23 protein-coding genes are annotated in these 26,541 nt (G+C 52.9%); 12 read left to right on the top strand and 11 right to left on the bottom strand.

From position 1 onward, the window contains the following. Positions 1 to 269 precede the first annotated feature (269 nt). The 3 genes from CFX1CAM_RS10265 to CFX1CAM_RS10255 all read left to right on the top strand — a co-directional run bounded on the left by CFX1CAM_RS10265 (position 270) and on the right by CFX1CAM_RS10255 (position 3,335). A complete protein-coding gene (locus CFX1CAM_RS10265; RefSeq protein WP_157891853.1) occupies positions 270 to 914 on the top strand; it encodes a class I SAM-dependent DNA methyltransferase in 645 nt (214 codons plus the stop codon). A 4-nt stretch (positions 915 to 918) separates the two neighbouring features. Beyond that, a complete protein-coding gene (locus tag CFX1CAM_RS10260; RefSeq protein ID WP_087862934.1) occupies positions 919 to 1,332 on the top strand; it encodes a hypothetical protein in 414 nt (137 codons plus the stop codon). Positions 1,333 to 1,448: 116 nt separating this feature from the next. Continuing rightward, positions 1,449 to 3,335 (top strand): S1 family peptidase, encoded by a 1,887-nt coding sequence (locus CFX1CAM_RS10255; protein WP_157891852.1) that lies wholly within the window; start codon positions 1,449 to 1,451, stop codon positions 3,333 to 3,335. A gap of 114 nt (positions 3,336 to 3,449) precedes the next feature. Here CFX1CAM_RS10255 and CFX1CAM_RS10250 read toward each other — a convergent pair whose 3' ends face one another. The 3 genes from CFX1CAM_RS10250 to CFX1CAM_RS10240 all read right to left on the bottom strand — a co-directional run bounded on the left by CFX1CAM_RS10250 (position 3,450) and on the right by CFX1CAM_RS10240 (position 6,579). After that, complete coding sequence (locus CFX1CAM_RS10250) at positions 3,450 to 4,376, bottom strand: polysaccharide deacetylase family protein (protein WP_087862932.1); 927 nt, start codon at positions 4,374 to 4,376, stop codon at positions 3,450 to 3,452. 148 nt (positions 4,377 to 4,524) lie between these two features. After that, positions 4,525 to 5,226, bottom strand: a complete 702-nt coding sequence (locus tag CFX1CAM_RS10245; RefSeq protein ID WP_197687131.1) for a zinc metallopeptidase — start codon at positions 5,224 to 5,226, stop codon at positions 4,525 to 4,527. Positions 5,227 to 5,247: 21 nt separating this feature from the next. Next, positions 5,248 to 6,579 carry a S41 family peptidase gene (locus tag CFX1CAM_RS10240; protein ID WP_157891851.1) on the bottom strand — a complete coding sequence of 444 codons (1,332 nt, stop codon included), beginning with the start codon at positions 6,577 to 6,579 and terminating at the stop codon, positions 5,248 to 5,250. 357 nt (positions 6,580 to 6,936) lie between these two features. On the opposite strand from CFX1CAM_RS10240, the gene CFX1CAM_RS10235 reads away from it, so the two are divergent. The 4 genes from CFX1CAM_RS10235 to CFX1CAM_RS10220 are packed head-to-tail and all read left to right on the top strand — an operon-like array spanning position 6,937 to position 11,212. Continuing rightward, positions 6,937 to 7,728, top strand: coding sequence for a Yip1 family protein (locus tag CFX1CAM_RS10235; RefSeq protein WP_087862930.1), 792 nt, complete (start codon positions 6,937 to 6,939; stop codon positions 7,726 to 7,728). Positions 7,729 to 7,737: 9 nt separating this feature from the next. Next, entirely contained in the window at positions 7,738 to 8,454 is a 717-nt protein-coding gene (locus CFX1CAM_RS10230; RefSeq protein ID WP_197687130.1) for an ABC transporter ATP-binding protein, read from the top strand. 10 nt (positions 8,455 to 8,464) lie between these two features. Next, positions 8,465 to 9,874: a COG1361 S-layer family protein gene (locus CFX1CAM_RS10225; protein ID WP_087862928.1), complete on the top strand. Its 1,410-nt coding sequence runs from the start codon at positions 8,465 to 8,467 to the stop codon at positions 9,872 to 9,874. A 12-nt stretch (positions 9,875 to 9,886) separates the two neighbouring features. Beyond that, positions 9,887 to 11,212 (top strand): ABC transporter permease, encoded by a 1,326-nt coding sequence (locus CFX1CAM_RS10220; RefSeq protein WP_087862927.1) that lies wholly within the window; start codon positions 9,887 to 9,889, stop codon positions 11,210 to 11,212. 116 nt (positions 11,213 to 11,328) lie between these two features. Here the strand turns inward: CFX1CAM_RS10220 and CFX1CAM_RS10215 are convergent, their stop codons facing one another. The 7 genes from CFX1CAM_RS10215 to CFX1CAM_RS10185 all read right to left on the bottom strand — a co-directional run bounded on the left by CFX1CAM_RS10215 (position 11,329) and on the right by CFX1CAM_RS10185 (position 19,281). Next, on the bottom strand, positions 11,329 to 11,994 hold the full coding sequence (locus tag CFX1CAM_RS10215; RefSeq protein WP_087862926.1) for a pyrimidine 5'-nucleotidase: 666 nt from the start codon (positions 11,992 to 11,994) through the stop codon (positions 11,329 to 11,331). Positions 11,995 to 12,141: 147 nt separating this feature from the next. Then, entirely contained in the window at positions 12,142 to 13,083 is a 942-nt protein-coding gene (gene prmA / locus CFX1CAM_RS10210; protein ID WP_157891850.1) for a 50S ribosomal protein L11 methyltransferase, read from the bottom strand. Continuing rightward, on the bottom strand, positions 13,076 to 14,206 hold the full coding sequence (dnaJ, locus tag CFX1CAM_RS10205; RefSeq protein WP_087862924.1) for a molecular chaperone DnaJ: 1,131 nt from the start codon (positions 14,204 to 14,206) through the stop codon (positions 13,076 to 13,078). Before dnaJ ends, prmA begins: the two co-directional genes overlap by 8 nt. A 142-nt stretch (positions 14,207 to 14,348) precedes the next feature. Continuing rightward, positions 14,349 to 16,250, bottom strand: coding sequence for a molecular chaperone DnaK (gene dnaK / locus CFX1CAM_RS10200; protein WP_087862923.1), 1,902 nt, complete (start codon positions 16,248 to 16,250; stop codon positions 14,349 to 14,351). Positions 16,251 to 16,276: 26 nt separating this feature from the next. Continuing rightward, positions 16,277 to 16,852, bottom strand: a complete 576-nt coding sequence (gene grpE, locus CFX1CAM_RS10195; RefSeq protein ID WP_157891849.1) for a nucleotide exchange factor GrpE — start codon at positions 16,850 to 16,852, stop codon at positions 16,277 to 16,279. A gap of 51 nt (positions 16,853 to 16,903) precedes the next feature. Then, a complete protein-coding gene (gene hrcA, locus CFX1CAM_RS10190) occupies positions 16,904 to 17,935 on the bottom strand; it encodes a heat-inducible transcriptional repressor HrcA (RefSeq protein WP_087862921.1) in 1,032 nt (343 codons plus the stop codon). 308 nt (positions 17,936 to 18,243) lie between these two features. After that, positions 18,244 to 19,281 (bottom strand): GNAT family N-acetyltransferase, encoded by a 1,038-nt coding sequence (locus tag CFX1CAM_RS10185; protein WP_087862920.1) that lies wholly within the window; start codon positions 19,279 to 19,281, stop codon positions 18,244 to 18,246. Positions 19,282 to 19,345: 64 nt separating this feature from the next. Between CFX1CAM_RS10185 and CFX1CAM_RS10180 the strand changes: the two genes are divergently transcribed. The 5 genes from CFX1CAM_RS10180 (at position 19,346) to CFX1CAM_RS10160 (ending at position 25,436) form a co-directional block, all read left to right on the top strand. Further along, the gene (locus tag CFX1CAM_RS10180) at positions 19,346 to 21,778 is read left to right on the top strand and encodes a hypothetical protein (protein ID WP_087862919.1); all 2,433 of its coding nucleotides are present in this window, start codon (positions 19,346 to 19,348) and stop codon (positions 21,776 to 21,778) included. Between the two features lie 171 nt (positions 21,779 to 21,949). After that, positions 21,950 to 23,494 carry an acyl-CoA carboxylase subunit beta gene (locus tag CFX1CAM_RS10175; protein WP_087862918.1) on the top strand — a complete coding sequence of 515 codons (1,545 nt, stop codon included), beginning with the start codon at positions 21,950 to 21,952 and terminating at the stop codon, positions 23,492 to 23,494. Between the two features lie 12 nt (positions 23,495 to 23,506). Then, positions 23,507 to 23,863 carry an OadG family protein gene (locus tag CFX1CAM_RS10170; RefSeq protein ID WP_087862917.1) on the top strand — a complete coding sequence of 119 codons (357 nt, stop codon included), beginning with the start codon at positions 23,507 to 23,509 and terminating at the stop codon, positions 23,861 to 23,863. Positions 23,864 to 23,867: 4 nt separating this feature from the next. Continuing rightward, positions 23,868 to 24,296, top strand: coding sequence for a biotin/lipoyl-containing protein (locus tag CFX1CAM_RS10165; RefSeq protein ID WP_087862916.1), 429 nt, complete (start codon positions 23,868 to 23,870; stop codon positions 24,294 to 24,296). A 12-nt stretch (positions 24,297 to 24,308) separates the two neighbouring features. Further along, complete coding sequence (locus CFX1CAM_RS10160; protein WP_087862915.1) at positions 24,309 to 25,436, top strand: sodium ion-translocating decarboxylase subunit beta; 1,128 nt, start codon at positions 24,309 to 24,311, stop codon at positions 25,434 to 25,436. A gap of 84 nt (positions 25,437 to 25,520) precedes the next feature. On the opposite strand, the gene CFX1CAM_RS10155 is transcribed toward CFX1CAM_RS10160, so the two are convergent. Beyond that, a complete protein-coding gene (locus tag CFX1CAM_RS10155) occupies positions 25,521 to 26,468 on the bottom strand; it encodes a uroporphyrinogen decarboxylase family protein (RefSeq protein WP_157891848.1) in 948 nt (315 codons plus the stop codon). Between the last annotated feature and the right edge of the window lie 73 nt (positions 26,469 to 26,541).

Below are 26,541 nucleotides of genomic sequence, written 5' to 3'. Positions count from 1 at the left end.
TGAAACGATTTAATGGAACCCGAGCTGACCTGGGTTCCTGGTTAATTTTATCATAAGGACGAATTATTTTCCGCCCAGTACTATTAACCGGCTCATGCTCGGGTGGTGTGAGATCTCTGGCGATCCATAGTATTATTCTTAAAAAAATGCAAAATGATGGTCCGAATTGAGGACTTCATCCATAGTTGTTGCCCGGGTTGCGTTTGATGGTCGTATTCGAAAAATGATAAAATGACGTAAAGAACTTGCCGATTGCAGAGGTCATTAAATTGTCACAAACAAACAAGCGCCAAAACCTGTTTGATCGTTGGGCGTCCACCTATGACGAAGACCTGGAAGGAAAGGAAGCATTCCCGTTTTTCGGTTATGATGCTGTTTTGCAAAGCATGCTCACAGCCGCAGAGCTCCAACCCGGTCACCGGGTCCTCGATGTGGGAGTTGGTACGGGCAATTTAGCACGGCGGTTGCCCATTCCTGTTGACCAAATCTGGGGCCTGGATTTTTCTGCAGCGATGTTGGAAAAAGCTCGCCTGGCGCTGCCCGCTGCACACCTTATTCAGGCTGATCTGGTTGGTGAGGATTGGCTGGCAAAAATTGAGCAGCGCTTTGAGTGCATCCTGTCAGCCTATACCCTGCATGAGTTTCCTGACCCCCTGAAAATAAAAATTTTGACCAAGCTGGCAAAAAATAGCTTGAAAGCAGACGGGGCAATGATCATCGGGGATATTTCTTTTCAGCACCAGGCTGATTACCATTTTGTGCGGAAAAAGTTTTTTGATTCTTGGGATGAGGATGAATATTACTGGTGCGCCGAGCCCCTGGCAGGCATGCTCAACCAGGCTGGATTTTCCGTTCATTACGAGCAGATTTCGATTTGCGCTGGCACTTATCAATTGCGCTGGAAAGGGTATTGACCCGATGGCTAACCAGTCAGAGGTACGCCTGATCAGGTTGTGCGATTTACAGCCCTCACAGCTGTATATCAGCCGCGAAAAACTTGCGCGGGTTCAAGCCGAACTTAATCCGCATTGCCTGCAAAGTATTGATTCAATACCCTACAAGGACTTGGACGGTCTGTTGGTGATGACCGATGGGCACACCCGAGCTTTTGCAGCTTATCTGGCGGGGTTTGACGCCATACCGGCTTATCCCGATCCGGATGAACTGGATTGGGAGGCTTACCGCATTTGTGTGGGCTGGTGCCATGCCGAGGGGGTTTATTCCATCGCTGATCTGGCGGGCAGGCTTTTGGACGCCGAGGATTATGAGCGCCTGTGGCATGATCGTTGCCGAATCATGCAAGCTGGGCTGAACAAAAACAGAGGCCGATAAATCAATCAATGTCGTTTGATTGATCGACAGGAAAAACAGGTGGTTTATTAACCGTTTGACAGGGCTTATAATTCATGAACTTATTACTGGTTTCCTATCAAAGAACGAGGATGATGATGGCTGATTACAAAACTGAAGATCACATTCCTGAAAAAATACAACATGGCTGGACTCAAAGGCGCGCCCTGAATAAATGGCTCATCCTGGGCTTATTATCTTTTGTTATGATCGCCGGTTTGGGATGTCTGGGGTCGATGTTTAACGGACAAACAGAAGGTGGGTTGACCGTCGAAATTGCTGCACCGTCGGGTCCGGTCAGCATTGGAGAGGCTTTTACCGTTGAAGTTGTGCTTTCGAACACCGGCAACCGAAATGTGACGGTGACCGAAATCCTTCTGCCCAATTCAATGACCGAAAGAGCAACCGTGCTCGGCGTCGATCCTGCGGGTTCTGGATTGCAGAATAAATTCGCATACGACATGATGATTGCTCCCAATGGACGAGAAACGGTGACCTTTCATTTTCAGGCGGTCAGTCCTGGTGAAATTAAAGACCCGGTGAGTGTGAAAACAACTTCAGATTCGATTACGGTCCCTGTCAGTGTGGTCATCGCTGCCGATCAAAGCGATGTGGTTGTAGAACCGACCGCAACGGCGTCAGCGGTGATGGGCGACGTGATCCCCTTTCAGGCGGTTGTGCAGATTACCGCTCTTGTCGAGTTCTATGGTGATGTGATTGATGGCTGGACGGGGTCTGGCACGATTATTTCTGAGGATGGACTGATCCTGACCAATGCACATGTGGTACTTTCGGATCGGTTTTACACTGTGGTTGACCTGGTGATCTCGATCACCGAAGAACCGGATCAACCGCCTAAAGAGATGTTCTATGCGGATGTGCTGCAAGCGGACTATAACCTGGATCTGGCGGTGATTAAAATCAGGTCGGACCTGAATGGAAACCCACCGAATTTCAGCGCGCTGGGGATCGAACCGGTGAAAATTGGACGGGCTGAAACGCTTAAACTGGGTGATCCCCTCGTTATCATTGGTTATCCGGGCATTGGCGGTGAGACCATCACGCTGACGCGTGGAGAGGTGAGCGGTTTTACAGCAGAAGCTCCTTACGGCAACCGTGCTTACATCAAAACCTCGGCAACCATCGCTGGCGGCAACAGCGGTGGCCTGGCAGCTACCCCCCAGGGCGAGATCATCGGTGTGCCCACGCAGGTCGGCTCGGGTGATTTGGAGGGGCAGGTTGTAGATTGCCGCGCCCTGGCGGATACGAACCGGGACGGCGTCATTGATGAATTTGATAACTGTGTGCCCACCGGTGGATTTATTAACGCGCTGCGCCCAATCAACCTGGCGCTTCCCTTAATCGATGCTGCCCTGGCTGGCCAGGTGGCAATTATTGAGGAGCCCCCGTCAGAAGAGTATGTTGATGATTACGATTATGAAGGTGATGTGTTGCTGTACGACACATTCGAAGATAATCGCAACAAGTGGCTGCTTGAAGATTATAACGAGGGCTGGGCGGATATTTTGGACAGGCAGTTGGTGATCAAAGTGATCGACGAGAGCACCTATATTTATTCCATCTTGCCAGATTCGTATTCAAATATCATCATGGCGGTTGATTATGAGGTTTTGCTGGCGGCAGGGGACGGTGATTTTGGCTTCGTCTGCGGCTATGTGGATAAAGGGAACTTTACCGTCCTTGAAATCAGCGAAGATGGTTATTACACAATCTGGGCGCTGGTGGATGATAAGCCGGTCTCGGTAGTCGATTGGACCCCTTCGAGTGCTATTCCTACCGGTGGAATTAACACCCTGTCTGCTTATTGCGGATATGATGGGTTTGCCCTGGCGGTCAACAGCACCCTGCTGGTTGATGTCGATAGCGATATCTATTGGCCTGGTCAGGCCGGACTCTTCGTCGGCACCTGGGATCAAAGGGAAATCATGGTTGGGTTTTCAGAATTCGCAATTTATAAACCCTGACCGATACCGTTTAGCTGCTCGAAAAACATCGACCCCGGAATGAAAAGCATTGGGGGATGTCGTTTTCAATCAATCTGATTGAATTATGCGCACATTTGACGACGGATTTCAGGATTATGGGTTCTGGGCGAACCTGGCTGCGAATTCCTCCAACGAATCGCTGCCATAGATTTCGATTCGATTAAGATAAAACAAATTCCCCCAGGTGTGGGTAATGGACACTCCCAAACCCATGCCTGCCTTGTAAGCAGCGTTGCTGACCATTGTGGCGGTATATGGATCGATCAACCCGTAGGGATAGGCAAAAGTGTTGACCGGTGCCTCCAGGGCAGCTTGCAGGTCATACTTTGATTGGGCAATTTCGTATTCTGCGGCGTAATGATTTTGGGTGACATCCAGGTGAGAGTAGCCGTGGCTTCCGACCTCCCAGCCGGCATCCAGCATGGTTTTGATTTGTTCCACATCAACGAAATCCGGAGAGCCATTGATGCGGTTGGCGACGATGTAAAACACGCCCGGAAAGCCGTATTCCTCCATGATGGGAAAGGCTTTCTCATACACACTTAAATGACCGTCATCAAAGGTGAGCACGATTGGTTTTTCTGGCAGTTCACCGCCCTCCAGCAGCACGTCAACCAGGGTAGAGATCGTGATGGCGGTATAGCCGTGATCGTAAAGCCATTGCATTTGGGCGCGAAAATCAGGAACCGCTACCTGGTAACGGTTATCGTAATCATCCCCGTCAATGTGATGGTAAAGCAAAATCGGCGCAACGACCTCGCCAGGCTCGTGATATACCAAAACAGGGGTCGGCGTTGCTGTGGGCGGGGGTGGTGTTGGTGAAGGGGATGCTGTGACCGTCGGGGTAAGGGTGGGCGGCGGGACTTCAGCGGTGTGTGTGGGGTCTGGCGGTGTGGCGGTCAGGGTTGCGGAGGCAGCCGGTATGGTTTCCAAGGGCGTTTGTGGAAAATGGCAACCCGTAAGGATGAGGATACTCATTAAAAAAATGTGTATTAACTGAAATTTACGATTATTTTGCATGTTGAATCCATTTACATCTGTTCTTCATCCTGAAATCCCTTTCAGTTTTATTCGCTACCCGTAAACATATTTCAGGACGGCACATCTAATACCAATATCCTAATTCCTAATTTCCAATCACAAAACGCTGGATCCTGACTCTCGATCATCACCGTCGCCGACTTCTGCCGCCGACCAGGGAGACGAAGTACAGCAATTGCATCAGAGAGGTGGCGATGGCAGCCACATAGGTCAGTGCCGCAGCATTCAGCACCTGTTTCACGCCCTGATCCTCTGCCTGTGTCATGATCAAGCCGCTGGATTTAAGCATAACGCGTGCCCGACGAGAAGCGTTCAGTTCCACGGGCAGAGTCGCTACAGAAAAGATCGCGCCAGCAGAAAAGGCAATTACTCCCAGCCAGGCTAACCCGCTGATCTGGATGATCAGCCCGAGCATGATCAAAATCCAACCCAGGTTGGTGCCGATATTCACCATGGGCACTAGGGCTGAACGCAGGCGCATGGGCAGATAGTTATCCTTATCCTGTTGGGCATGACCCAACTCGTGGGCGGCAATCGCCATCGCTGCCACACTTGAGGTTTGGGCAACGCCCTGCGAGAGGGCCAGGGTTTTATTGCGTGGGTCGTAATGATCGGTTAGCTGACCGGCGATACCTTTGAGCTGGAGGTTGTGCATACCCTGTCGTTCTATCAGGCGTTGTGCAACCTGGGCGCCGGACATGCCGGATCGGTTTTGCACCTTGCTCCACTTGTTGTACCGGCTTTGGACATAAACCTGGGCTATCAACCCCAGCAAGAGCGCCGGGAGCATGTAAACCAGGTAGTTGATGTTAAACATCGGATTCATCATGATTTGCCTTGCTTCATTCGCTTATTTTATCAATTCTTTCAAGACCTCGATGGCTTTATCCAATTGCGGATCGAGCCCAGCCTCGTAATCTTCGACGGTTAATTCGACGATATATTCAGGTTCCAGGCCGATTTCGCTGATCTGGCGCCCGTTAGGTGTGAGCCAGCGGGCAATTGTGACACGCACACCGCCCGCATCGTTTTTCAGCGTAATCCAGCTTTGAACAGAACCCTTGCCATACGTTACGTCGCCCACCAGCGGCGCCCGGTTGTGGTCCTGGATGGCACCGGCGGTGATCTCCGCAGCGGAAGCAGTACCCCCATCAACCAGCACCACAAGCGGAATTTTGGTGGCTAACCCACCCGGTATTGCCTGGTATGTGAAGGTTTCGCCATCGCCATATTGCTCGAACATGACCACACCGTCAGCGATGAATTCTGAAACCACCTGGATAGCGGTGTTGAGGTAACCGCCGCCATTGCCGCGCAGGTCGAGGATCAAACCTTCCGGCTTCTGTGACTGCAGGCTCTTTAAAGCATCTCGCAGTTGTTGGGTGGTTTTATCGCCGTAGTTCGATAATTGAATATAGGCGATGTTGTCTTCCAGCATTTCAGATTCCACGGTGGGGACGATGATATTCGCACGCGTAATGACGACATCGAAGGTCTCGTCGCCGCGACGGATGGTGAGGGTTACTTGGGTTCCGGCAGGGCCAAGGATGCGCTTGAGCGCCAGGTCGCCTGGAATGCCGGTCATATCCTCGCCGTCAATAGCGATGACGAGGTCTTTGGGTTGCAAGCCCGCTTCAGCAGCCGGGGAACCGCGCATGGGGCTGATGATCTCGATATAGTCTCCGGAGGTATCGACCCAGGCGCCAATACCCTCATATTCACCTTCCAGGTTTTCATTGGCCTGTTTAAACTCATCGGGCGTCATATAAGAGGTATGCTTGTCACCCAGGGCATCCAGCATGCCGATGATGGCGCCGCGCATCAGCGCCAATTGGTCTACGGGTTGATCAACATACAGTTCGTGGACAATATCCCAGGTCTCCCAGAAGGGGTTAAATAAACCTTGCAATTCCTCGGGAGTATCGCCCTCGGCATCCACATAGGGGATTTCAGGGCATTTGGGGCACTCAATTGGCGTGACAACAACGGTTTCACCATCTTCGCCCGGCGTGATGACCGTCTCAGGACAGGGCGGGCAGGTGACCGGCCCCGTAACGGAAGGCGTTCTCCCCAGCAGTCGGGGGGTGACATAACCAGCGCCAAAACCCAGTCCGAAGACAAATACCAAAAAAACCAATGCGAGGACTGTCAATAAACAGGTGCGGAGGCTTTTCGATTCCATGCAAATCTCCTTCAAATCCATCGGCTCACCATGGATTGATGTTCTATTTAATTATTCCTTGAAGATTACCACATAAATGTTAACAATTGGTAGGAATGCATGAGGTTTGTGAATTCTTCTGTTGAGATTAAGGCTGTGTCCACGCCGAGGTGAGGTTAATGTGCGTGATCAAGGGGAGGAGGTTGAAGTTTTTTGCCAGCCATGTTTCACCAACTCTCTCTATGACTACCGCCTGTCACCTTTCTTCTATACTCTGTTTTTCCTACTTCTCCTTACAATCAGCTATAATACTGTGGAACACAAGCAGTACAAATTCCGTCTATATTAAAGTCTACCCGACTCATACGGAGATCAAAAATGGCAGATGAGAACAAGCCCGCACACGTACAGATTGAATCACCAAAAAGACATTGGCGTTATTTATTGGAAATTTTTTATGCTCCTCGGCGTGTTTTTAATGACTTAGCCAATATCGAAGTGAATGCCTGGCGAATTCCGATGCTGTTGCTGACAGCCTTGATTATCCTTGCAGCGCTGGCTGGCGGCCCAGCCAGGTTGCAGCACACCCTCATGAACCTTGAACAGCCCCCGGACGATTTTTTGTACTGGACGCCTGAACAACAAAACCAATTTGCGGAAGGACAAATCGCCATGCAAGGGCCCCTGTTCACAGTTATCTTCCCAATGATTGGCAGCTTAGCCGGACTATGGTTGGGTTGGTTCCTGCTCAGCAGCATTTTGCACTTGCTGATGACGCTTAAGGGCTCCCGGCAAAGCCGTGAAGCCTACCTCAATTTTGTCGCCTGGGCCGCGGTGCCCTTTGCACTGCGCAGCCTGGTGCAGAGCGTTGCGCTGCTTTCTACCCGGCAAGTGATCAACTATCCCGGGCTCTCCGGGTTAATCAGTCAGCAGGCTGGCGGCTGGCGAGTTTACCTTGGATTGGTTCTGGAGCTGGTGGACCTGTACGGCATCTGGTTCGTCATCTTACTCCTTGTGGGGAGTCCAATCATCAGCGACCTCAAAACAAGCAAAGCAATATCGACCGCGCTGATCGCCCTATTGATTTTTATCGTCCTGGCGCTAATCCCCGGCATTGTTCGCACACAACTGGGTGGACTGGGTGCTGTGAGGCCATTCATCTATTTTTAATATAGCGTCATGATGGATTATATTAATACCACCAACCTCACCAAGCACTACCGAATGGGCTCGGGTACCGTTAAGGCACTCAACGGCGTTGACCTGAATCTGCCTGAAAAATCCCTGTCGGTGGTGATGGGACCTTCTGGTTCTGGGAAAAGCACTTTGCTGCACCTGCTTGGTGGACTGGACAGGCCGACGAGTGGCGAAATCTACTTGAATGGCAGCAGGCTGTCACAGCTCGATGAAAACGACCTGGCTGTTTTCAGGCGCCAGACTGTTGGTTTTGTTTTTCAATCCTTCAACCTGATTCAATCCTTCAATGCGGTAGAAAATGTCAGTTTTCCCATGCGTTTTATGAACATTCCCCGTAAAAAACGCAATGAAACGGCAATGTTTTATTTAGAGCAGGTCGGGATTGCAGACCGTGCCACCCACAAACCTGCAGAGCTCTCTGGCGGCGAGCAGCAACGTGTCGCCATCGCCCGAGCTCTGGTCAACAACCCCTCACTCATCCTGGCTGATGAACCCACCGGCAATCTCGACACGACGATCGGGTTCAGCATCATGGAAATTTTGGCATCGCTCAATCAATCCGGGCGGACGGTTCTGATGGTTACCCACGACCCGCGTATGACGCAGTTTGCTTCTCACATTATCCATTTGCTGGACGGTAAAATTGTAGAAGCATCGGTTTACAACCAGGTTGCCCAGGAGAATACACAATCTCGTTAAGGAACACAACATGAAAAAGAAATCCCTGTTATTGTTTTTCCTTGTGATCGTTTTATTATCCCAGGTGAGGATGCCTGCAAACGCGCAGTCTCCATCTGAGCGCCCGGTGATTGCCATTGATTCGTACTCGACTGACATCACCCCTGCACGCGGCGAAACCTTCTCCATAACGATTGGCTTTCTGAACCTCGGGCAAATAACCTCTACCAACCTGATGATTGAGTTCATTCCCGGTGACCTGATCCCGCGCGATACCGGCGGCTTCCAAACGATCTACCAGTTGATCAAAGGCGAAAAGAAAAATATCACACAAACCTTTACGGTCAGCCCGGATTTATGGGGTGCGAGTATTGCCAACACAACCGTGAACATCAACTATTCCGATTACGATGGCAATCTCTACAGCGATAGTTTTATCCTGGCGATTGATCTCAGGATCCCACCTTATGTTGTTCCGACCCCCACGCCAACACCTACCCCAGCGCCGATGTTGCATCCGCAGTTGGTGATTCAATCCTTTTCTACCGATGAAGCTATCCTGCAACCCGGCACGATTTTTGAGCTGAGCCTCAACCTGAAGAACCTGGGGAATGCTCCCGCTAAATCCGTCTCAATGGTTATGGGCGGTGGCAGCGTGGAGACCAATATGGAAGGCACACCCCAGCCAGGCATCTCTGCCAGCGCGGGAGATTTTTCCCATTTTGCACCGCTTGATTCCTCCAACATCACGTTTATCGGGGATATCCTTCCCGGGAAAACCATCAAAACAACCCAGCGCATCATCGTCAACGTTAATACAACTCCCGGCGCGCACTCGATTAATTACTCCTTCGTTTACCAGACCGAGGACGAGCAAAAAGTCGTCGACAACCAGGTGATCACCCTGCTGGTTTATCGCCTGCCTTCTTTGCAAGTAGACTTTTCTATGGAGCCAGGTCCGATTTTTGTCAATCAGCCCAATGTCTTGCCTTTGCAGGTGGTTAATCTTAGCAAGCAATCCGTTGTTTTGGGGAATATGCTGGTTGCTGCCGACGATGCTCTGCTTGAGAACAACACGGCACTGGTTGGTGTGATTGAACCGGGCTTCTACTTCACCCTGGACACCATGATCACACCCTTCCAGGTTGGTCCGATGGAAATCCTGGTCAGCGTCAATTTTACGGATGATTTTAACCAGCTACGCACTTTCGAAACCACGCTTTTGATTGATGTGGTGGAGATGGATGGTGGTGATTTTTATCCAGGCGGTGATCCTTTCTCACCGCAGGATGGTTTTGAAGATTGGGAACCCCAAGCGGTAGAGGAAACCTTCTGGCAAAAATTACTCCGTGTGCTCAAAGGTCTGCTCGGACTGGATAGCGGCGTCAGGACCGAGCCTGTGTTTTTTGAAGATGCAATGACGCCCAGCAACCTGCCCTGATGGAAACTCGCAATGAAACTGCGTGAACTCATCAGTTTGATTTTGCTTAACCTCAACCGGCGTAAAGGGCGCGTCATGCTGACGGCTATCGGCGTGGTGATCGGTACGGCGGCGGTTGTGGTGTTGGTCTCCCTGGCACAGGGTTTGAAGCAAAACGCCAATGCACAGTTCGGCAATATTGCTGAAATGTCGCAGATCAGTGTTTACCCGGATTGGGGGTCTCAATATAGCCAGGAAGTGACAAGGACGGGCGAGCACACTGAACCGCCACCGATCACCCAGGCTGTTATTGAAGACATTCGCGCGCTTCCCTCTGTAAAGGCAGCGATTCCACGTGTTGGAGTTTATGCTATGACCATAATGAAAACCGGCAAGCTGGAATCCTGGGTGAATATCATTGGCATTGGCATCGATGACCTTTCAATCCTCGGGATGGAGATGGCTTCAGGTACCTTTGAACTGTCCCGGGGAACGGTGATCATGGGTGAAGAAGTGCTGAAAAGCTTTTATGACCCTGCGAGTCAAACCGTGGATGAACCGCCTCTTGTGCCTGACTTGCAAGACCAGGTGGTAACCCTCGAGCTGACGAAATGGAGCGAAGACGATTCGGGGAATTATTTTGAAACCAAGAAAGCTTTGAAATTCAAAGTTGCCGGTATTATCCGCTCAACCCGGAGCGAATCGGATTATTCGGTGTATATGTCCCTGAACGATGTGCTGGATATCAATGCCTGGGTTAATGGGCGGCGGTTTGACCCGAAAAAAGATGGCTTCGACACAGCTATTGTCGTCGCAGATGATCGCCAAAATGTGTTGAACATCGCCAGCCAGATCAATGATATGGGGTTCATGGCTTATACCCCACAGAAATTTATTGAAGGCGTCAACAACTATTTTGTTGTGCTGCAGATTATCTTTGGCGGTGTGGGCGGGATTGCCCTGCTGGTGGCAGCGATTGGCATTGCCAATACCATGACCATGGCGATTCTAGAACGTACCCGCGAAATTGGGTTGATGAAAGCGATTGGCGCGACCAACCAGGACGTGCTCAGCATCTTTTTAGGCGAATCGGCGAGTATTGGGTTTATTGGCGGGATTGGGGGTGTGTTGTTGGGCTTGTTGCTGGGAGAGTTGATCAACATTTTCGGAAGCGTCTATATGGCAGGGCAAGATTCCGGGATGATGGGCGGCAGTTCTACAGGGATATTAGCCACCACGCCGCTCTGGCTGATTTTGTTTGCACTTCTATTTTCAACGCTAATTGGCTTGATTTCAGGCGTCTACCCGGCTGTCCAGGCTGCCAGCCTGGTGCCGGTACAGGCATTGAAGAATGAGTAAATGGGGGATCGTGATCCCATCCGCTTCGCTCGGGGACGATGATAGTGAATTGGAAACAGGAATTTGGAATCAGGAATTAGGTGATTAGGTATCAGGTATCCGAGGCCTGCTATCAACTATCCGCTACGAGTTAACAGCCGCGCCAGACCTTTGATGTCGCGGATGTGGGGACTTCCGTCATGCTGGTGCCTTCCAACGCTGACGGTTTTTATGCCGAGGGAATGGGCGGTCGCCAGGTTATTGGGGTTATCGTCGACCATCAAACAGTGCTGAGGTTGCTCTGCAACAATTTCCAGCGCTTTATGGAAGGCTTCGACTTCCGGCTTGCAGTGGGGGTAAATATCGTAAATATCGATGATGCGTTCAAAATGCTCCTGCACACCCAATGCCTGCAGGACACGTAGAGCATGGTTTGTGTTGGCATTGGTGAAGATCACCTTGCGCTGAGGCAGGGAGTGCAAGAATCGGTCAAGCTCAGGATCCGGTGAAAGCAGGTCAGCGATGGGGACGTCGTGCACATAATCCAGGTAGAAATCCATATCGACTTCATTTTCCACCTGCAATCCCCGCAGGGTGGTACCGTACTGGTTGAACAGGCGCGCCCTCAGTGCCCTGACCTCCTGCTGCGGAAAGCCCATCACTTCTACCAGGAACCGATCGATCTGCTCGCCGACCAGGGTCCAGGCGCCGGTTTCGAAGGGATAGAGGGTGTCATCCAGGTCAATCAGTAAACAGCGAATATTCTCAAAAGCAGGTTGGTTGTCGGGTTGATTCATAGACATGGTGTAAAAAAAATCCTTCAGGCATCAATGATACCATGTGCTGCCAGGGCGGTCCTTTGCTAAAGTGCAGCTTATTCGGGCTGGTAGAGAGGGTCGACCCTGTTTGAGGTTTTTAAGAGGCAGACTATCGGCATCGATTGATTCCGGCTAACCGGTTGATTTTTGCATCATCAATCCTACCCAATCGCCATCGATCATTCGCTCGATCAGCGAAAAGCCGGCTTTTGTCGCCACATCAAGCAAGTCAAGCTCTTGCTCGGCGAGGATGCCCGAAAGCAGCAACGCCCCATCCGGGCTGACCAGTGCGGGCAGCCCCTGCCCGAACAGGCGGATGATGACCGGCGCAAGGATATTGACCAACACCAGTGGCGCTTCCTGCAGCGAGAAATGCCCGGCAAGGATTTCATTCACGGAGCCCTGACCGACCTCCAGTCGGACGGCGTCTATTCGGTTCAGCTCAGCGTTTTCCCGGGTGGATGCCAGCGCTTCTTCGTCAATATCCACCGCTAAAGCATGCGTTGCGCCCATCAGAAGGGCAGCGATCGAGAGGATGCCCGAACCGCAGCCCAGGTCGATCACCGGCTCTCCGGGTTCCAGGTGCACTTCCATCAGGCGCAAACAGAGCTGAGTAGAGGGGTGTGCCCCGGTGCCAAAAGCCATAGCCGGGTTGATGCGCACCACATTCCGAGTTTCACCTTCATCAGGCTGCCTCCAGGCGGGCAAGATCAACAGGTTTTTCCCAACCTGGATGGGCTGATAATGGGTTTTCCAGGCTGACATCCAGTTTTCATCGTGGATGGGTGTGTACTGAATCGGGGGCATTGGCGCGATCATCCCCAGGTACCACAGGGCTTCTTCGAGCGCCTTTCGTTTATCTTCCAGGGTGTTATCATCGGGCAGGTAGCCATATACAGCAATATTCCCTGTTGGCTCATTCTCCTGGGTTTTTGAATTGAAATTTGTTTCAGCTTCCACCACTACGCCGTTATCAACAAAACGCCCCAGCACTTCGGCCAGGGCTTCCGCGATTTCACCGTCGGTGACCAGCTTGATTTCGATCCAGCGGACCGGAGCACCGGCATCAGCCACCAAACACCTCGCGCAACTTATCGAAGAAGCTTTGCTCCTGGATTTTGATATCGGGGTCCATGGTTTTGGCCAATTGTTCAAACAGTTCGCGTTGCTCTGCATTCAATCGGGTGGGAATCTGCACTGAAACCGTCACCAACTGGTCGCCGGTGCCGGAGCCGCGCAGGTGAGGGATGCCCCGACCTCGCAAGCGGAAGATTTTTCCGGGCTGGGTACCCGGTGGAATCCGCAGTTCCACATCGCCGTTCAGGGTTGGGATGCGAATTTCATCGCCCAGAACAGCCTGGGCGATGTTGATATCCAGATCGAGCAGGATATCATCCCCTGCGCGGCGGAAGAAGGGATGCTTCTCAACCTCGATTTCCAGGTAGAAATTGCCGTGGGGTCCGCCGTGGGTTCCGGGCTGTCCCTCGCCAGCCAGGCGAATTTGAACACCATCTGAGACGCCGGGGGGAATGTTGACCAGCTTTTTGACGGTCTTGCGTTCCAGGCCGCGCCCATGACAGGTATCGCAGGGCGTTTCGATGACCTCACCTGTACCGTTGCAGCGTGAACAGGTGACCACCTGCACCATCGACCCCAGCAAGGTTTGATGGACCTGGCGCGTTTCGCCCTGACCATTGCATTGTGGGCAGGTGACCGGCGAGGTGCCCGGTTTGGCGCCCGAACCATTACAGGTCTGGCACTGTTCATCGCGAGTGATTTGGATTTCTTTTTCGATACCAAAGGCTGCTTCTTCAAAGGTCAGCTTAACCCGACTGGAGAGGTCTGCACCGCGGCGGGGGGCATTGCGAACGCGTCTGCCGCCCATACCGCCAAACCCGCCGAACCCACCAAAACCGAACAATCCCTCGAGGATGTCTGAAAGGTCGATATTGGAGAAGTCGGGCATGCCCTGAGTGTTGACGCCAGCGTGCCCAAAACGATCATAGGCTGCGCGTTTTTCACTGTCTGAAAGGACGGCATAGGCTTCGTTAATCTCTTTAAATTTTTCTTCCGCATCCGGGTCACTGCTGACATCCGGATGGCACTGGCGCGCCAAATTCCTGAAGGCAGACTTCAGTTCATCATCATTGGCGCTTCGTGGGACGCCAAGCACTTCGTAATAATCTCGCTTAGGCATTTTTTTAATCTAATCTCACAGTTTTATCCAAAAGAGCTTCAGCAATTCAGCCGCATAAGTTTACTCATTTGGCAGGGCCATGTCAAATTGGCTCGTGTCACAGTGCCCGGGGTTAACTCCGGGCACTGCGTGGATCATCGGGTTAGACTTGTTTGAACTCGCCTTCAACAACGTCACCATCGTCCCGGTCGTCAGATGGAGGCTCACCCTCTGTTTCAGGGCCGGGCGGCGGGGTTTGTCCTGCCTGGGCATAAGCTGCTTCGCCCAGCTTTTGCATGACCTGGGAAAGCGCGTTGGTGGCACTTTTGATGGCTTCGATATCTTCGCCGTCCTTGACCTCACGGACTCTGGCTGCGGCATCTTCGACCTGCGTTTTCAGGTCGGCAGGCGCCTTGTCACCCAGGTCAGTGAGAGTCTTTTCAGCCGAGTAGACCAAGTTGTCGGCATGGTTTCGGGCTTCGATCAAGTCACGCCGTTTGCGATCTTCGTCGGCGTGCAGTTCAGCATCGCGACGCATTTGTTCAACTTCATCTTCGCTAAGGCCGGAAGAAGCTGTGATGGTGATGTTCTGGCTGCGCCCGGTGGCTTTATCCTGTGCGGTCACTTCCAGGATGCCGTTGGCGTTGATATCGAAGGTGACTTCAATTTGAGGAATACCGCGCGGGGCAGGGGGGATGCCATCGAGAATGAATTTGCCGAGGGATTTGTTGTTGGCTGCCATGGGGCGTTCACCCTGGAGGACGTGAATTTCCACCTGGGTCTGGCTGTCGCTAGCGGTGGAGAACACCTGGCTTTCGCGGGTGGGAATGGTGGTGTTGCGCTTGATCAGGGGTGTGGCCACGCCGCCCAGAGTCTCAACCGAGAGGGTCAGCGGGGTCACATCGAGCAGGAGGATATCTTTGACTTCCCCGCCCAGAACGCCAGCCTGAATCGCTGCGCCAACTGCAACCACCTCATCGGGATTGACGCCTTTGTGCGGCTCCTTACCAAACAACTTCTCCACTTCACTTTGAATTTTGGGCATGCGGGTCATTCCGCCCACCAAGACGATCTCGTCCACTTGGTTTTTTGTCAGGTTGGCATCGTTGAGGGCATTTTTAACCGGGGTAAGACTGAGGGAGACCAGGTCATCGGTGAGTTGTTCTAACTTGGAGCGGCTGATGGTCATCACCAGATGCTTCGGTCCGGCAGCATCAGCGGTGATATAGGGCAGGTTGATTTCAGATTGCATGGTGGAAGAAAGCTCGATTTTGGCTTTCTCGGCTGCTTCTTTCAGACGTTGTAAAGCCTGCCGGTCGTTGCGCAGGTCAATGCCATGTTCTTTTTTGAATTCGTCGGCGATGAAATCGATCAGGCGTTGATCAAAATCGTCGCCGCCCAGGAAGGTGTTGCCGCTGGTGGAGCGTACCTGGAAGACGCCTTCGCCGACATCCAAAATGGAAATATCAAAGGTGCCGCCGCCCAGGTCGTAAACAGCGACGACCTCGTTCTTCTTCTTATCCAAACCGTAAGCCAGGGAGGATGCCGTGGGCTCGTTGATGATGCGCAATACTTCCAGACCGGCGATCTTTCCTGCGTCCTTAGTGGCGTTGCGCTGGGCGTCGTTGAAATAAGCCGGCACGGTGATCACTGCCTGGGTGACGGGTTCACCCAGGTAGGCTTCGGCATCGCGCTTGATTTTAGACAGGATCATGGCGCTGATTTCGGGCGGGGAGTACTCCTTGCCTCCCAGCACCACGCGCATGTCGCCATTCGGTGCTTTGGTCACCTGGTAGGGGACCACTTTTAAAGCCTGTTGAACTTCGGGGTCATCGTATTTGCGACCCATAAAGCGTTTGATGGAGAAGATGGTGTTCTCCGGGTTGGTGATGGCCTGGTTGCGGGCGACGCGGCCGACCAGGCGCTCACCATTTTTATTGACGGCGACGACGGAAGGGACCAGTCGTTCGCCCTCTGCGGATGGGATCACAACCGGTTCGCCAGCGATCATTACTGCGGCGGCGGAGTTTGTGGTCCCAAGGTCGATACCAATTATTTTTCCCATGTGATTATGCCTCCTAAAAATTTCTATTACTGGGCGACACGCACCATCGCCGGGCGGATGATGCGGTCAGAAATGCGGTACCCGGGCTGGATGATGTCAATGATCTGCCCTTCGCTGTATCCCGGGTGTTCTTCAAGGGTGATCGCTTCGTGGATGTTGGGGTCAAATTCGTCCCCGGGGTTAACGTCCATGCGCTCGACACCCTGGTTCTTCAACTGGGTGAGGATCTTTTGATAGATCAATTCGATCCCTTCAACCCAGGCAGCAGCGCCTTTTTCGGCTGGTTTATCCTTGAGGGCGCGCTCCAGGTCATCAGCGATGACCAAAAAGGTTTTGACCGTACTGGCGAGGGCGTCCTGGTAAGTACGTGTCGTATCGCGTTGCACGCGTTTTTTGTAATTGTCAAAATCAGCGCAGGTGCGCAAATAACTGTCGAGCTGCTCATCAACCTGTAGCTGTAAGGATTCAATTTCCTTTTCCAGATTGGAATATTCGTCAAAGGTCAAGGCAATCATAGGCTGACCCTCATCGGCGGGGTTGTGCTCTTTGTTTTCTTCTTTTTGTGCTTGTTTTTTGTTTTTCTCTTTTTTTTCTTCGGTCATAGGTTGCTCCAGTAGATCAGGGTATGGATGATTCCATGTCATAACAGGGTTTTACACCACCAGGGACTCAGACACGAGATCGCTGAGCACATTGGCGACGAATTGAACAGTAGAGATGGTGCGGTCGTAGGGCATGCGGATTGGACCCAGCACGCCGATCGAACCGGTCAGGGACTGGGGATCGCCATAGCGGGCCAGGATCACCGAACACTGGCGCAGCTCTTCCCAGGTACCCTCACCGCCGATGAGAACCTGGATACCGCCAACATCGGTGTTCATCATTGTGCTGGCAAGCAAGTTTTCTAAAAGCGAGCTTTCCTCCAGGATATGCAGTGCCTGGCGGGCTTCATCAGATTCAGCAAACTCAGGTTCCGAGAGGACATAGGCCATCCCGTCCAGGTAAATTTCTCCAGTGACCGATTCTTCAATCAGGGTCATTTCAGCCAGGAGGATATCGATGATATCCTGTCCGAGAGCATCAAATTGAGGGCGTAAGCGGGCGATGTCGTCGATATCACAGCGGGTGCACTGGTGTGAGATGCGGTTGGCTACCTCTGATAGGCGCTCTTGTGAAACGGCTTCAGCCAGTGTAATGAACTGCTGACGAATCTCGCCCCCCATCAGGACGAGTACCATCAACACCTGACGGCCGCGTGCAGCAATCAGTTCCAGGTGTTTGAAGATGGTCTTATCCGCGTGGGGTGCGGTCACCAATGAGGCAGCCTGCGATTGATTGGCCAGCACTGAGGCGGCTAATTTCAGCCATTGTTCAACGTCCTGACGGGATTGGTAGAACTGGTGGGAAATAGTGCGGCGTGTGGCGGTGGGGAGCGTGCTTTTTTGGATCAGGTTGCCGACAAAAAAGCGGTAGCCCTCTTCGGTGGGCACCCGACCGGCAGAGGTATGCGGCTGCCGCAGGAGGTTGTGTTCCGTCAGGACACTCATCTCGTTGCGGATTGTAGCCGAACTCATCGCCAGGTTGTATTTTAGAACCAGCGTTTTAGACCCGACCGGCTGTGCGGTCTGGATATGTTCGTGAATCACGAGGGTCAGGATTAATTTCTGGCGGTCAGTCAATCGCATGGCTTGCTCCGATTAAATTTTAGCACTCTCATGTGGAGAGTGCTAAAAAGCACAGGTTTAATCTTACCATGCAGGCTTTAGAGCGTCAAGAAAGGGGAGGTCATGTGTACGTAAGCGTTTTGTTAGAAATGGTGGAAGGGCGAATTTGGTGATTAGGAATTGTGTTTGAGTTAGTCATCACGAGCTTGCGAAGTGATCCCAGACAACACGTTTGAGATTGCTTCCCTCCGGTCGCAATGACAGAAGTTCCGGTTTGCAGGCAAAGCCCGCAATCCACTAACAGCTGTCAACGATCAACTGCCAGCTTCTTATATCCCCCGCGTCAGGGTCGCCCGGTGCACATGCCGGTCGACGCCGCCAAATTTATATTTATAATCCTCATCGCCGCGCATGAAGTCGAACTCAGTAAGTCCCTGCTCGATAGACCACTGTATTAAATGTGCCAGGTGAACCCAGCCGGGAGAATAATCGCGAAACGCCCATTCCCAGCCGGAGTTATAGCCCCAAAGGCGATTATTGAACAAAAAGGAGAGATGTCCGGCGGCTTTCTTCCCGTCCAGGGTGAAAAATGAGAGCTGGAGCCAGCCGTGCTCAAAGGCGATCCGGGCGGTGTTATGCAGATGCTGCACCATCGGCTCGGTCAGGAAACCGCGTTTGCTGGGGTCCTGGGCCATCATTTCAATGAAAGCCTGGGTCTCTCGCTCCAACTGGTCCCGATCTTCGACGATATAAAAATCCGCTTCTGCCAGACTGTTCTCCACATTGCGATATTTTCTGCGGATCTCATGACGTTGTTTTTTATCGAGTCCCGCCAGGTAGGTTTCATAGTCCGCTGGGAGGGAGATGTAAGGCGCTGGCTGAAGATAAGTCTGTTGGTGCTCCCATCCGCGCTTTTTGGCTTCGAATTCCAACAACGCCAGGGTGGGGGAGGATTCTAACAGGTTGTGTAGATCCAGAACTTCCCAGTGGGGCAGATCGTTATCAACTGAAAGAAAGTCCAACAGACCGCTCAGAAAAGGGTGCAGGTCCTGCGGATCGACGATAAAATCCAGAAAATCAGAAACTTCAACGGCGCCAACGAACATCAACGCAGGCTGACCGGTGAGATTCTGAGCGAAGAACAGGGGCGCGATTCCCACCAGGCGGTCGTCCTGAGTCGCAGTGATGATCACCAACTGACTGTCTTCGGGCCACTCTCCACCGCCGCGCGTCTGCCACCACGCTTGCTGATATTCAAAGGTGAGGAATGGTACATCACTTGCACTGTGTCCTAAAAGTTGATTCCATGGATCTTTTAATGACTCAAGCTCAGCGAAGTTGTGATAAGGTTGAAATTTCATGGTCATGATTATACCTTAGCGCAAGCGTGTATAATGGAGGCAAGCTTTAGAATGAACGGGTTAGGTGCACATGTATGATCTTAAATTAATCCCCATTCACCAGGAAAAAGGGCAGCCAATCCCGCAGCAGCGCGGTTTTACCGCCGCTAGGCCACCGCGCAGAGCCGCGCGCAGCCGCGAAGATGACATGCTGATTCTTTCATTAATCATCAACGGTGACGCACAGGCGGTGGCAGAGCTGCACGATTCATGGCTGGAAAAATTTGTTGAACCGTTTTTTAAGACCAGTGGTTCGGTGACATCGGCGTTGCGCTCGTTTATCGAGACCCTCAACCTGACCATGATGGAAAAGAACCTCAAGGGAGCTGGAGCCGGGGCAGCGGTCACCGGCGCGATCAACCTGGCTGCCGTTCATCGGCGTGCGGTGTATATCGCTCAATCCGGGTTGACCCATGCTTATGCCCTGACCCAGGCTGGACTGGAGCACTTCCACGATGCCAGCCGGCTCGATCGCGGCCTGGGTTTGAGCCGCACGCCCACAATCCGTTACTACCAGGCAGACCTGGGTTCCGGAGGCTACCTGTTTATGTCGGATACGCCTGCGCCCACGTGGACACAGGAACAATTGTGTAAGGATGGATTTCCGAGCCTGGAGCAATTGCGCCGGCGTTTAATGAACCAGTCTTCGCCCGATTTGCGCCTGGATTTGGTGCAGATCTTACCCGGTGAAGGTCAGATCACAACGATCAGCCCGGTTATTTCGGTGCCGGCAGCCCCTGAGCGAGCTGAGGTTTCCCTCTCCGTCCAGGAAGGACTTGCCAATGACGCCTTGCCCCTGGTCGATGAAAGCCCCGTGGAAATCGTCATTGACGATACGCAGCCCGTGCCCCCACCTGAAGGTGAAACAGCGCTGGAGCAGCCTGTGGAAGAGAAACTCGTATCGGCGCCGGAGCCTGAGCTCACCGATCAAGACGAGGATGAGCGTATCATCACCGATGACGTAGAAACCGATGGCGTAGAAAAGGAACCGCTTTCGGCGCCGGTTGAGCCTGGCGTCCCGGGTGAAATCAGTGCTCAGGACCAGCCCCCAGAGAGAGCCCGCTCGTCAGAAGCTACCAAAGCTCGCAAGGACCGCAAAGCCTTTGCCGACCAGGTCGACGAGATGCGCGAAGTGGGTTTAAAGAGCCTGGCGAAGTTTTTCAGATGGTGGGGCGGCACCCGGGGAAAACTGGGCACTGCTTTTAAAAAAATCTTTACAAGAGGTGGGTCTGCCGAAGAAGCGGAAGTTCCAGCATTGTCCTTGCGGACTTCGTTGATTATTGTCATTGCCGTGCCTTTGCTGGTGGTAGGGATTGCGGTTGGCGTTTACCTCACCCGCGGACGGGTACAGCTACATCAGTATTACCTTGCCCAAGCAGAAACGGCAATTGCCAGCGCGCAGGCGGTTAACGACCCTGTAAAGGCACGCGAAGCGTTGGCACTTGCGATCCAATTTCTGGACCAGGCGGAATCGTTCCGATCGACGAATGAAACCAAAGAATTGAGAACAAACACCCAGCATGCCCTGGACGTGTTTGATGGGGCCTTACGGCTCAGCTATCACCCGGCAATTCTTGGAACGCTGTCCGAAAGCATTAATATCACTCGCATCATCTCGTACGGCATGGATTTATACATGCTCGACGCCACTGCAGGACGGGTGATCCACGCTATTCGGAACAGCCAGGGATACCAGATTGATACCAGTTTCCTATGCGAAGCAGGTAATTACAGCGGGGGGGCGGTGGATCTGCTGGTGGATGCCACTCCGCTTCCGATCAACAATCCCTATCTCGCCCATGTTCTGGCGGCGGATGCGAATGGCCATGTGATTTACTGCGGTCCGGGGCTGGAACCGGTGGTGCAGACCCTGCCGCGCGGTGTTGAGACCATCGGCGCGGTGACGCGCATTGCCTCTGAAGGCAATTTTCTGTATGTCCTTGACCCCACTGCTGAGGCAGTGCGGGTTTACCGCTCGACAAACGGGCAATTTTTAGATGAACCGACCGTGTTTTTCGGGAGAGCACAGGTTGACCAGATTCCTCCGTTAAGACAGATGGTGGATATAGCTGTCAATGGTGCAGAGCTTTACCTGCTGCGGAGCGATGGGATGCTATCACATTGTTTAGCGACGGGGCTGTCCGATGATCCGGTTCACTGTGAGAACCCGGTAGAGTATATTGACGGGCGTCCCGGAAAGGAAGGTCAGCCGGTAAGCATGCCAGATTCCCGGTTTGCCGCTGTGTTGTACACAGCTCCGCCCGACCCGACTGTGGATATCCTGGATGCAGAAAACGCGGATATCTTCCGGTTTTCGCTGCGCTTCAGGTTGTATCAACGCATGCGCTCTGATATCGGAAATTATGAAGTGAGTTCACCCGCGGCAACAGCTTTTACCATCGGCGTGGACCGAATCGCCTTCATTGCCTTTGGTCACCAGGTGTTTTGGGCGTATGTGGAGTAAAAATTTAGTGATTAGGAACCAGGAGACTAGGAATTAGGCATCCGGAAAACATCTGCATTATAGCACTGTACTGATACCTGATACCTGATACCTAATTCCTGATTCCCAATCACCTGTTCCCATTAATGTTACAATAGATTTGAATCGAGACCATCATCAATTAGGAGGATTATGGCACAAGTTGATCCGCGAATAGAAGTGTTGCGCGCGATGCGCACCAGAGCAATGGGCGGCGGCGGGCAGGATAAAATTGACCGCCAGCACGCCAAAGGGAAACTGACTGCCAGGGAGCGCCTGGACTTGCTGCTGGACCAGGGCAGTTTTACCGAATTAGAACCTTTTGTTGTTCAGCAAAACGTTCCCGAGGACGAGGCTGTTCTTGGCGACGGTGTGGTCACCGGATATGGCACGGTGGAGGGCAGAACGATCTACGTTTATGCCCAGGACTTCACCGTGATGGGCGGGGCGCTGGGCGAAATGCACAGCCGCAAGATCTGCCGGGTAATGGACCTGGCCGCTGCTAATGGGTGTCCGATCGTCGGATTGATTGATTCGGGCGGCGCGCGTATCCAGGAGGGCGTGAGGAGCCTGGGTGGCTATGCCGAGATCTTCAAACGAAATGCCCAGTACTCCGGGGTAGTACCGCAGATCAGCCTGATTTTGGGACCCTGCGCTGGTGGAGCGGCTTATTCCCCGGCGCTGACCGATATGATTATCATGGTTGAAAAGCAGAGCTTCATGTTTCTGACCGGTCCGCAGGTGATTAAAACCGTTACCGGTGAAGAGACGGATTTTGAATCCCTGGGCGGGGCACAGGTGCATCTGAATGTGAGCGGGACCGCGCATCTGATCACCAAAGACGAGCAATCCGCCCTGGCACTGGCGCGCGTTGTGTTGGGTTACCTGCCCTCGAACAATGTTGAAAACGTGCCGCTGAAACCCGCTACGGATGACCCGCAGCGCCTGGCAGAGGCACTGAACAGCCTGGTGCCGCTGGATCCCAGCAAACCCTATAGCATGCACTCCGTGATTGAATCCGTGGTGGATCAGGGCTCGTTCCTCGAGCTGCAGGCCGGGTTTGCCCGCAATTCGATTGTGGGTCTGGCGCGGTTTGATGGGATGACGGTCGGGATCCTGGCGCAGGAACCCAGCGTGATGGCCGGGGTGATCGACATCGACGCTGCGGATAAGTTGTGCCGAACGGTGCGCTTGTGTGACGCATTCAATATCCCCCTGGTGACCTTTGTGGACTCACCCGGATTCTTGCCAGGGGTCGGGCAGGAGCACCGCGGGATCATCCGCCATGGTGCAAAGGTGCTGTTTGCCTATTCAGAGGCGACGGTGCCCAAGATCAGCGTGGTGACGCGCAAGGCTTATGGCGGGGCTTACGTGGTGATGAGCAGCAAATACCTGGGCACGGACATCAACTATGCCTGGCCCAGCGCAGAAATCGCTGTGATGGGGCCGGAAGGCGCCACCAATATCTTGCATGGGAAAGACCTGGCTAAAGCCGAAGACCCACAGGCAGAGCGAGCCCGCCTGGAAGAAGAATACCGTCAGCGCTATCTGACGCCTTATGCCGCTGCCCATGCCGGCTATATTGATGAGGTGATTGAACCTGCGGAGACTCGTAAAAAGATTATTGCCGCTCTGCGGGCGATCCAGAACAAGGCTGAACAACGCCTGCCCCGAAAACACGGCAATATGCCTGTTTAGAAAGGTCATGTGATGAATGAAGTAATCCAGCAAGGTTTAATGATCACAGCCATTGGTATGGGGCTGGTGTTTGCCGTGATCATCTTCTTATGGGGGATGATGGTGCTGTTGGTATGGGTGACGACTCCCAAATCAACCAATAAACCTACTGAAGAAGATGTGGATGATGTGGAGACAGCCGATTCGGTGACGGATATGGCGGCTGTTGAAAAACAACGCCGCGCGGCTGCAGCCGCGGTGGCGGTTGGACTGGCGATTGCCCAAAGCAGACCGATAACCCGGGGTGCACAGGCTCAACTCGGGACGATGAGCCCCTGGCAAAGCGTGCATCGCTCACAACAATTTTTTGGACAGCGAAAAAGAGGATGATTAAATGAAAATAGAAGTGCAAATTGATAATCAGCATTACACCGTTGAAATTGATGATATTCATGCCCGGCCGGTGATTGCATGGGTACAGGGCGAACGGTTTGAGGTATGGCCAGAGGACACGGGCTCAACCCAAACCGGGCAGGCTGCCATGCCGTTGGTCTCGGTTCCGGATGTGACCCCTGTTGCTAAAGCGCCGGAAGTGCTCGCAGATGGCGGGCGTGAGTTGACCTCACCGTTGCCCGGCGTGATTGTGGCGGTACTGGTCAAACCCGGTGACGCTGTAATCCGTGGCCAGGAATTGTGCACCCTGGAGGCGATGAAGATGAAAAACGCCATCCGCGCCAACCGGGAGGCAGTGGTCGAAGCGGTCGCAGTTACTGTGGGTGAACAGGTCAATCACGGTCAGGTGCTGATCACCTTTGTAGAATAAGGGAGTGAATCAATGGCCTATTTGGACTTTTCCTTCCTGATCCGAGAAATCACCAAGGGCTTCACCGCCTTTAACTGGGGCGATGCTGTGATGATTCTTTTGGGGGTGGTGTTGATCTACCTGGCGGTGGCCAAAGACTACGAACCGGTCTTACTGCTGCCGATTGGCTTTGGCTGCATCATGGCTAATATTGGCATGTCGACTGATGCAGGCTTCATGAAAGTGATCTACGACGCCGGGATCGCCACGGAGTTATTTCCGCTGTTGATCTTTGTCGGTGTGGGTGCGATGATCGATTTCAGCCCCCTGTTGACACAACCAAAAATGGTGCTGTTAGGGGCTGCCGGGCAATTTGGGATTTATGGCACTCTGCTGTTGGCGCTCCTGCTGGGTTTTCCGCTGAACCAGGCGGCATCGATTGGGGTGATCGGCGCGATTGACGGCCCAACAGCGATTTTCGTCAGCGCCAGGCTGGCGCCTGAACTCCTGGCGCCGATTGCAGTGGCGGCATACTCGTACATGAGCTTGATCCCGATCATCCAACCGCCGATTATGAAAGCATTCACCACACGTAAAGAACGTCTGATTCGCATGGAGTATGCCCCACGACCGGTCTCACGTTTGACCCTGGTGATCTTTCCGATCTTTGTGACCGTTGTAGTCAGCCTGGTGGCGCCGGACGCAGCTCCGCTGATCGCGTCGTTGATGCTGGGTAACTTGCTGCGGGAAAGCCTTGTGGTGGACCGGCTGAGTAAGAGCGCTCAAAACGAGATCATCAATGTGGCTACGCTGTTCCTTGGGCTGGCAATTGGCGCAACCATGAAAGCTGAATCGTTTTTAAACCTGCAGACACTGATGATTCTGGGTCTGGGATTGATTGCCTTCATCCTCGACACAATTGCCGGGCTGCTGTTTGGCAAGCTGATGGCTGTGTTAAGCCGCGGTAAGATCAACCCGCTGATTGGCGCATCCGGGATCAGCGCATTCCCAATGGCAGGCCGCCTGGCGGCGAAGGTTGCGCAGGATGAGGATTTTGAAAACTTCATCTTGATGCATGCCATGGGTGCCAATACAGCCGGACAGCTGGGCAGCGTGATCGCCGGGGGATTGCTGCTCGCCCTGGTTTCCGGGATCGTGTAAATACATCGGGTTAATATTAAAGCAGGCGCCGCAACTGGTTGCGGCGCCTGTTGGTTTTAATGGGTTCTGGCACTTAGCGAAGGATCAATTCGAAGTCTGTGCCGGCATGGGGTAGGTGCCCGTCGCTTCGATAGCCAGACGAATGTTTTCCCGGTTGATGTCAGTTGGCAGGGTGCAATCAGCGCCGATGATCAGGTTGGCAGGTCCCACGCTGCGGATAATTTCGTGCACGGCATGTTCAATCTCTTCTGGCTTTCCTTTAACGATCAGACCGTTGTTATCCAGCCCGCCGAGGATAGGACGAGTGAATAATCGCTTGCCCGATTTCAGCGAAAGGTTGGATGGTGCAGTCACAGCCCAGTTGAAAACATGTCCCGGGTAGTTGCAGTAGAGGTGCAGGCGGACGTTGTCGCGGCAGATATGGATGATATTCAGCTCGCCCTTTGACCGGATTGCATTCAGCACGGTCAGATCGTGGGGTTTGATGAATTCAAGGAACACATGCTCACTGAAGCGATCTGCTTCCCCGCCCTGAGCCGAGAAGTAAATACCGTCAGCGCCGGCATCCAGGCACGCAACGGCGAATTCAGCCAGGCTTTCTGCAATCACAGCCAGGCCCATGTTCACGGATTGGGGATCTTCTTTGAGGTGTTGCGTCACCAGGCGACCTGAGGCATGGTTGCCGGAGGAAAAAGGATTGAAGATGGTGGTGGTGGTTAAACATTCCCCGTTGAGCGCATCGGTGATCTGTTTGATCTCGTCAAGTTGTGCCTGGAAGAACTCGCTTGATAACGGCGCAGGTTTGAGTTTGCGCCAATCACTTGGCGTTCTAATCTGTACCTTCGTCTGGTAGGGGTGCTCGTTCATGATCTTTAGAAAATCCGGTTTTACCTGGCGGTAATAATCAAGATGAGCTTTAACCGCAGCTTCCCCGTGGGCTTGCTCAGCAGGAAAGTGAAACCAAAAGCTGGCTGGCACACGATCGGGTACCTGGCCAGCAAGGACAGCGCGAATTCGTTCTAACCGATTCATGATATATTCTCCTGTTTTAATTTTACCAGTCTTTGACGCCCAGAACTCGCTCACAAACCAATTTGCTGCAAAA

Source organism: Brevefilum fermentans (assembly GCF_900184705.1).
Lineage (GTDB): Bacteria > Chloroflexota > Anaerolineae > Anaerolineales > Anaerolineaceae > Brevifilum > Brevifilum fermentans.
Note: the sequence above shows the minus strand (reverse complement) of the source record. Positions and strands in the feature narration are given on the sequence as shown.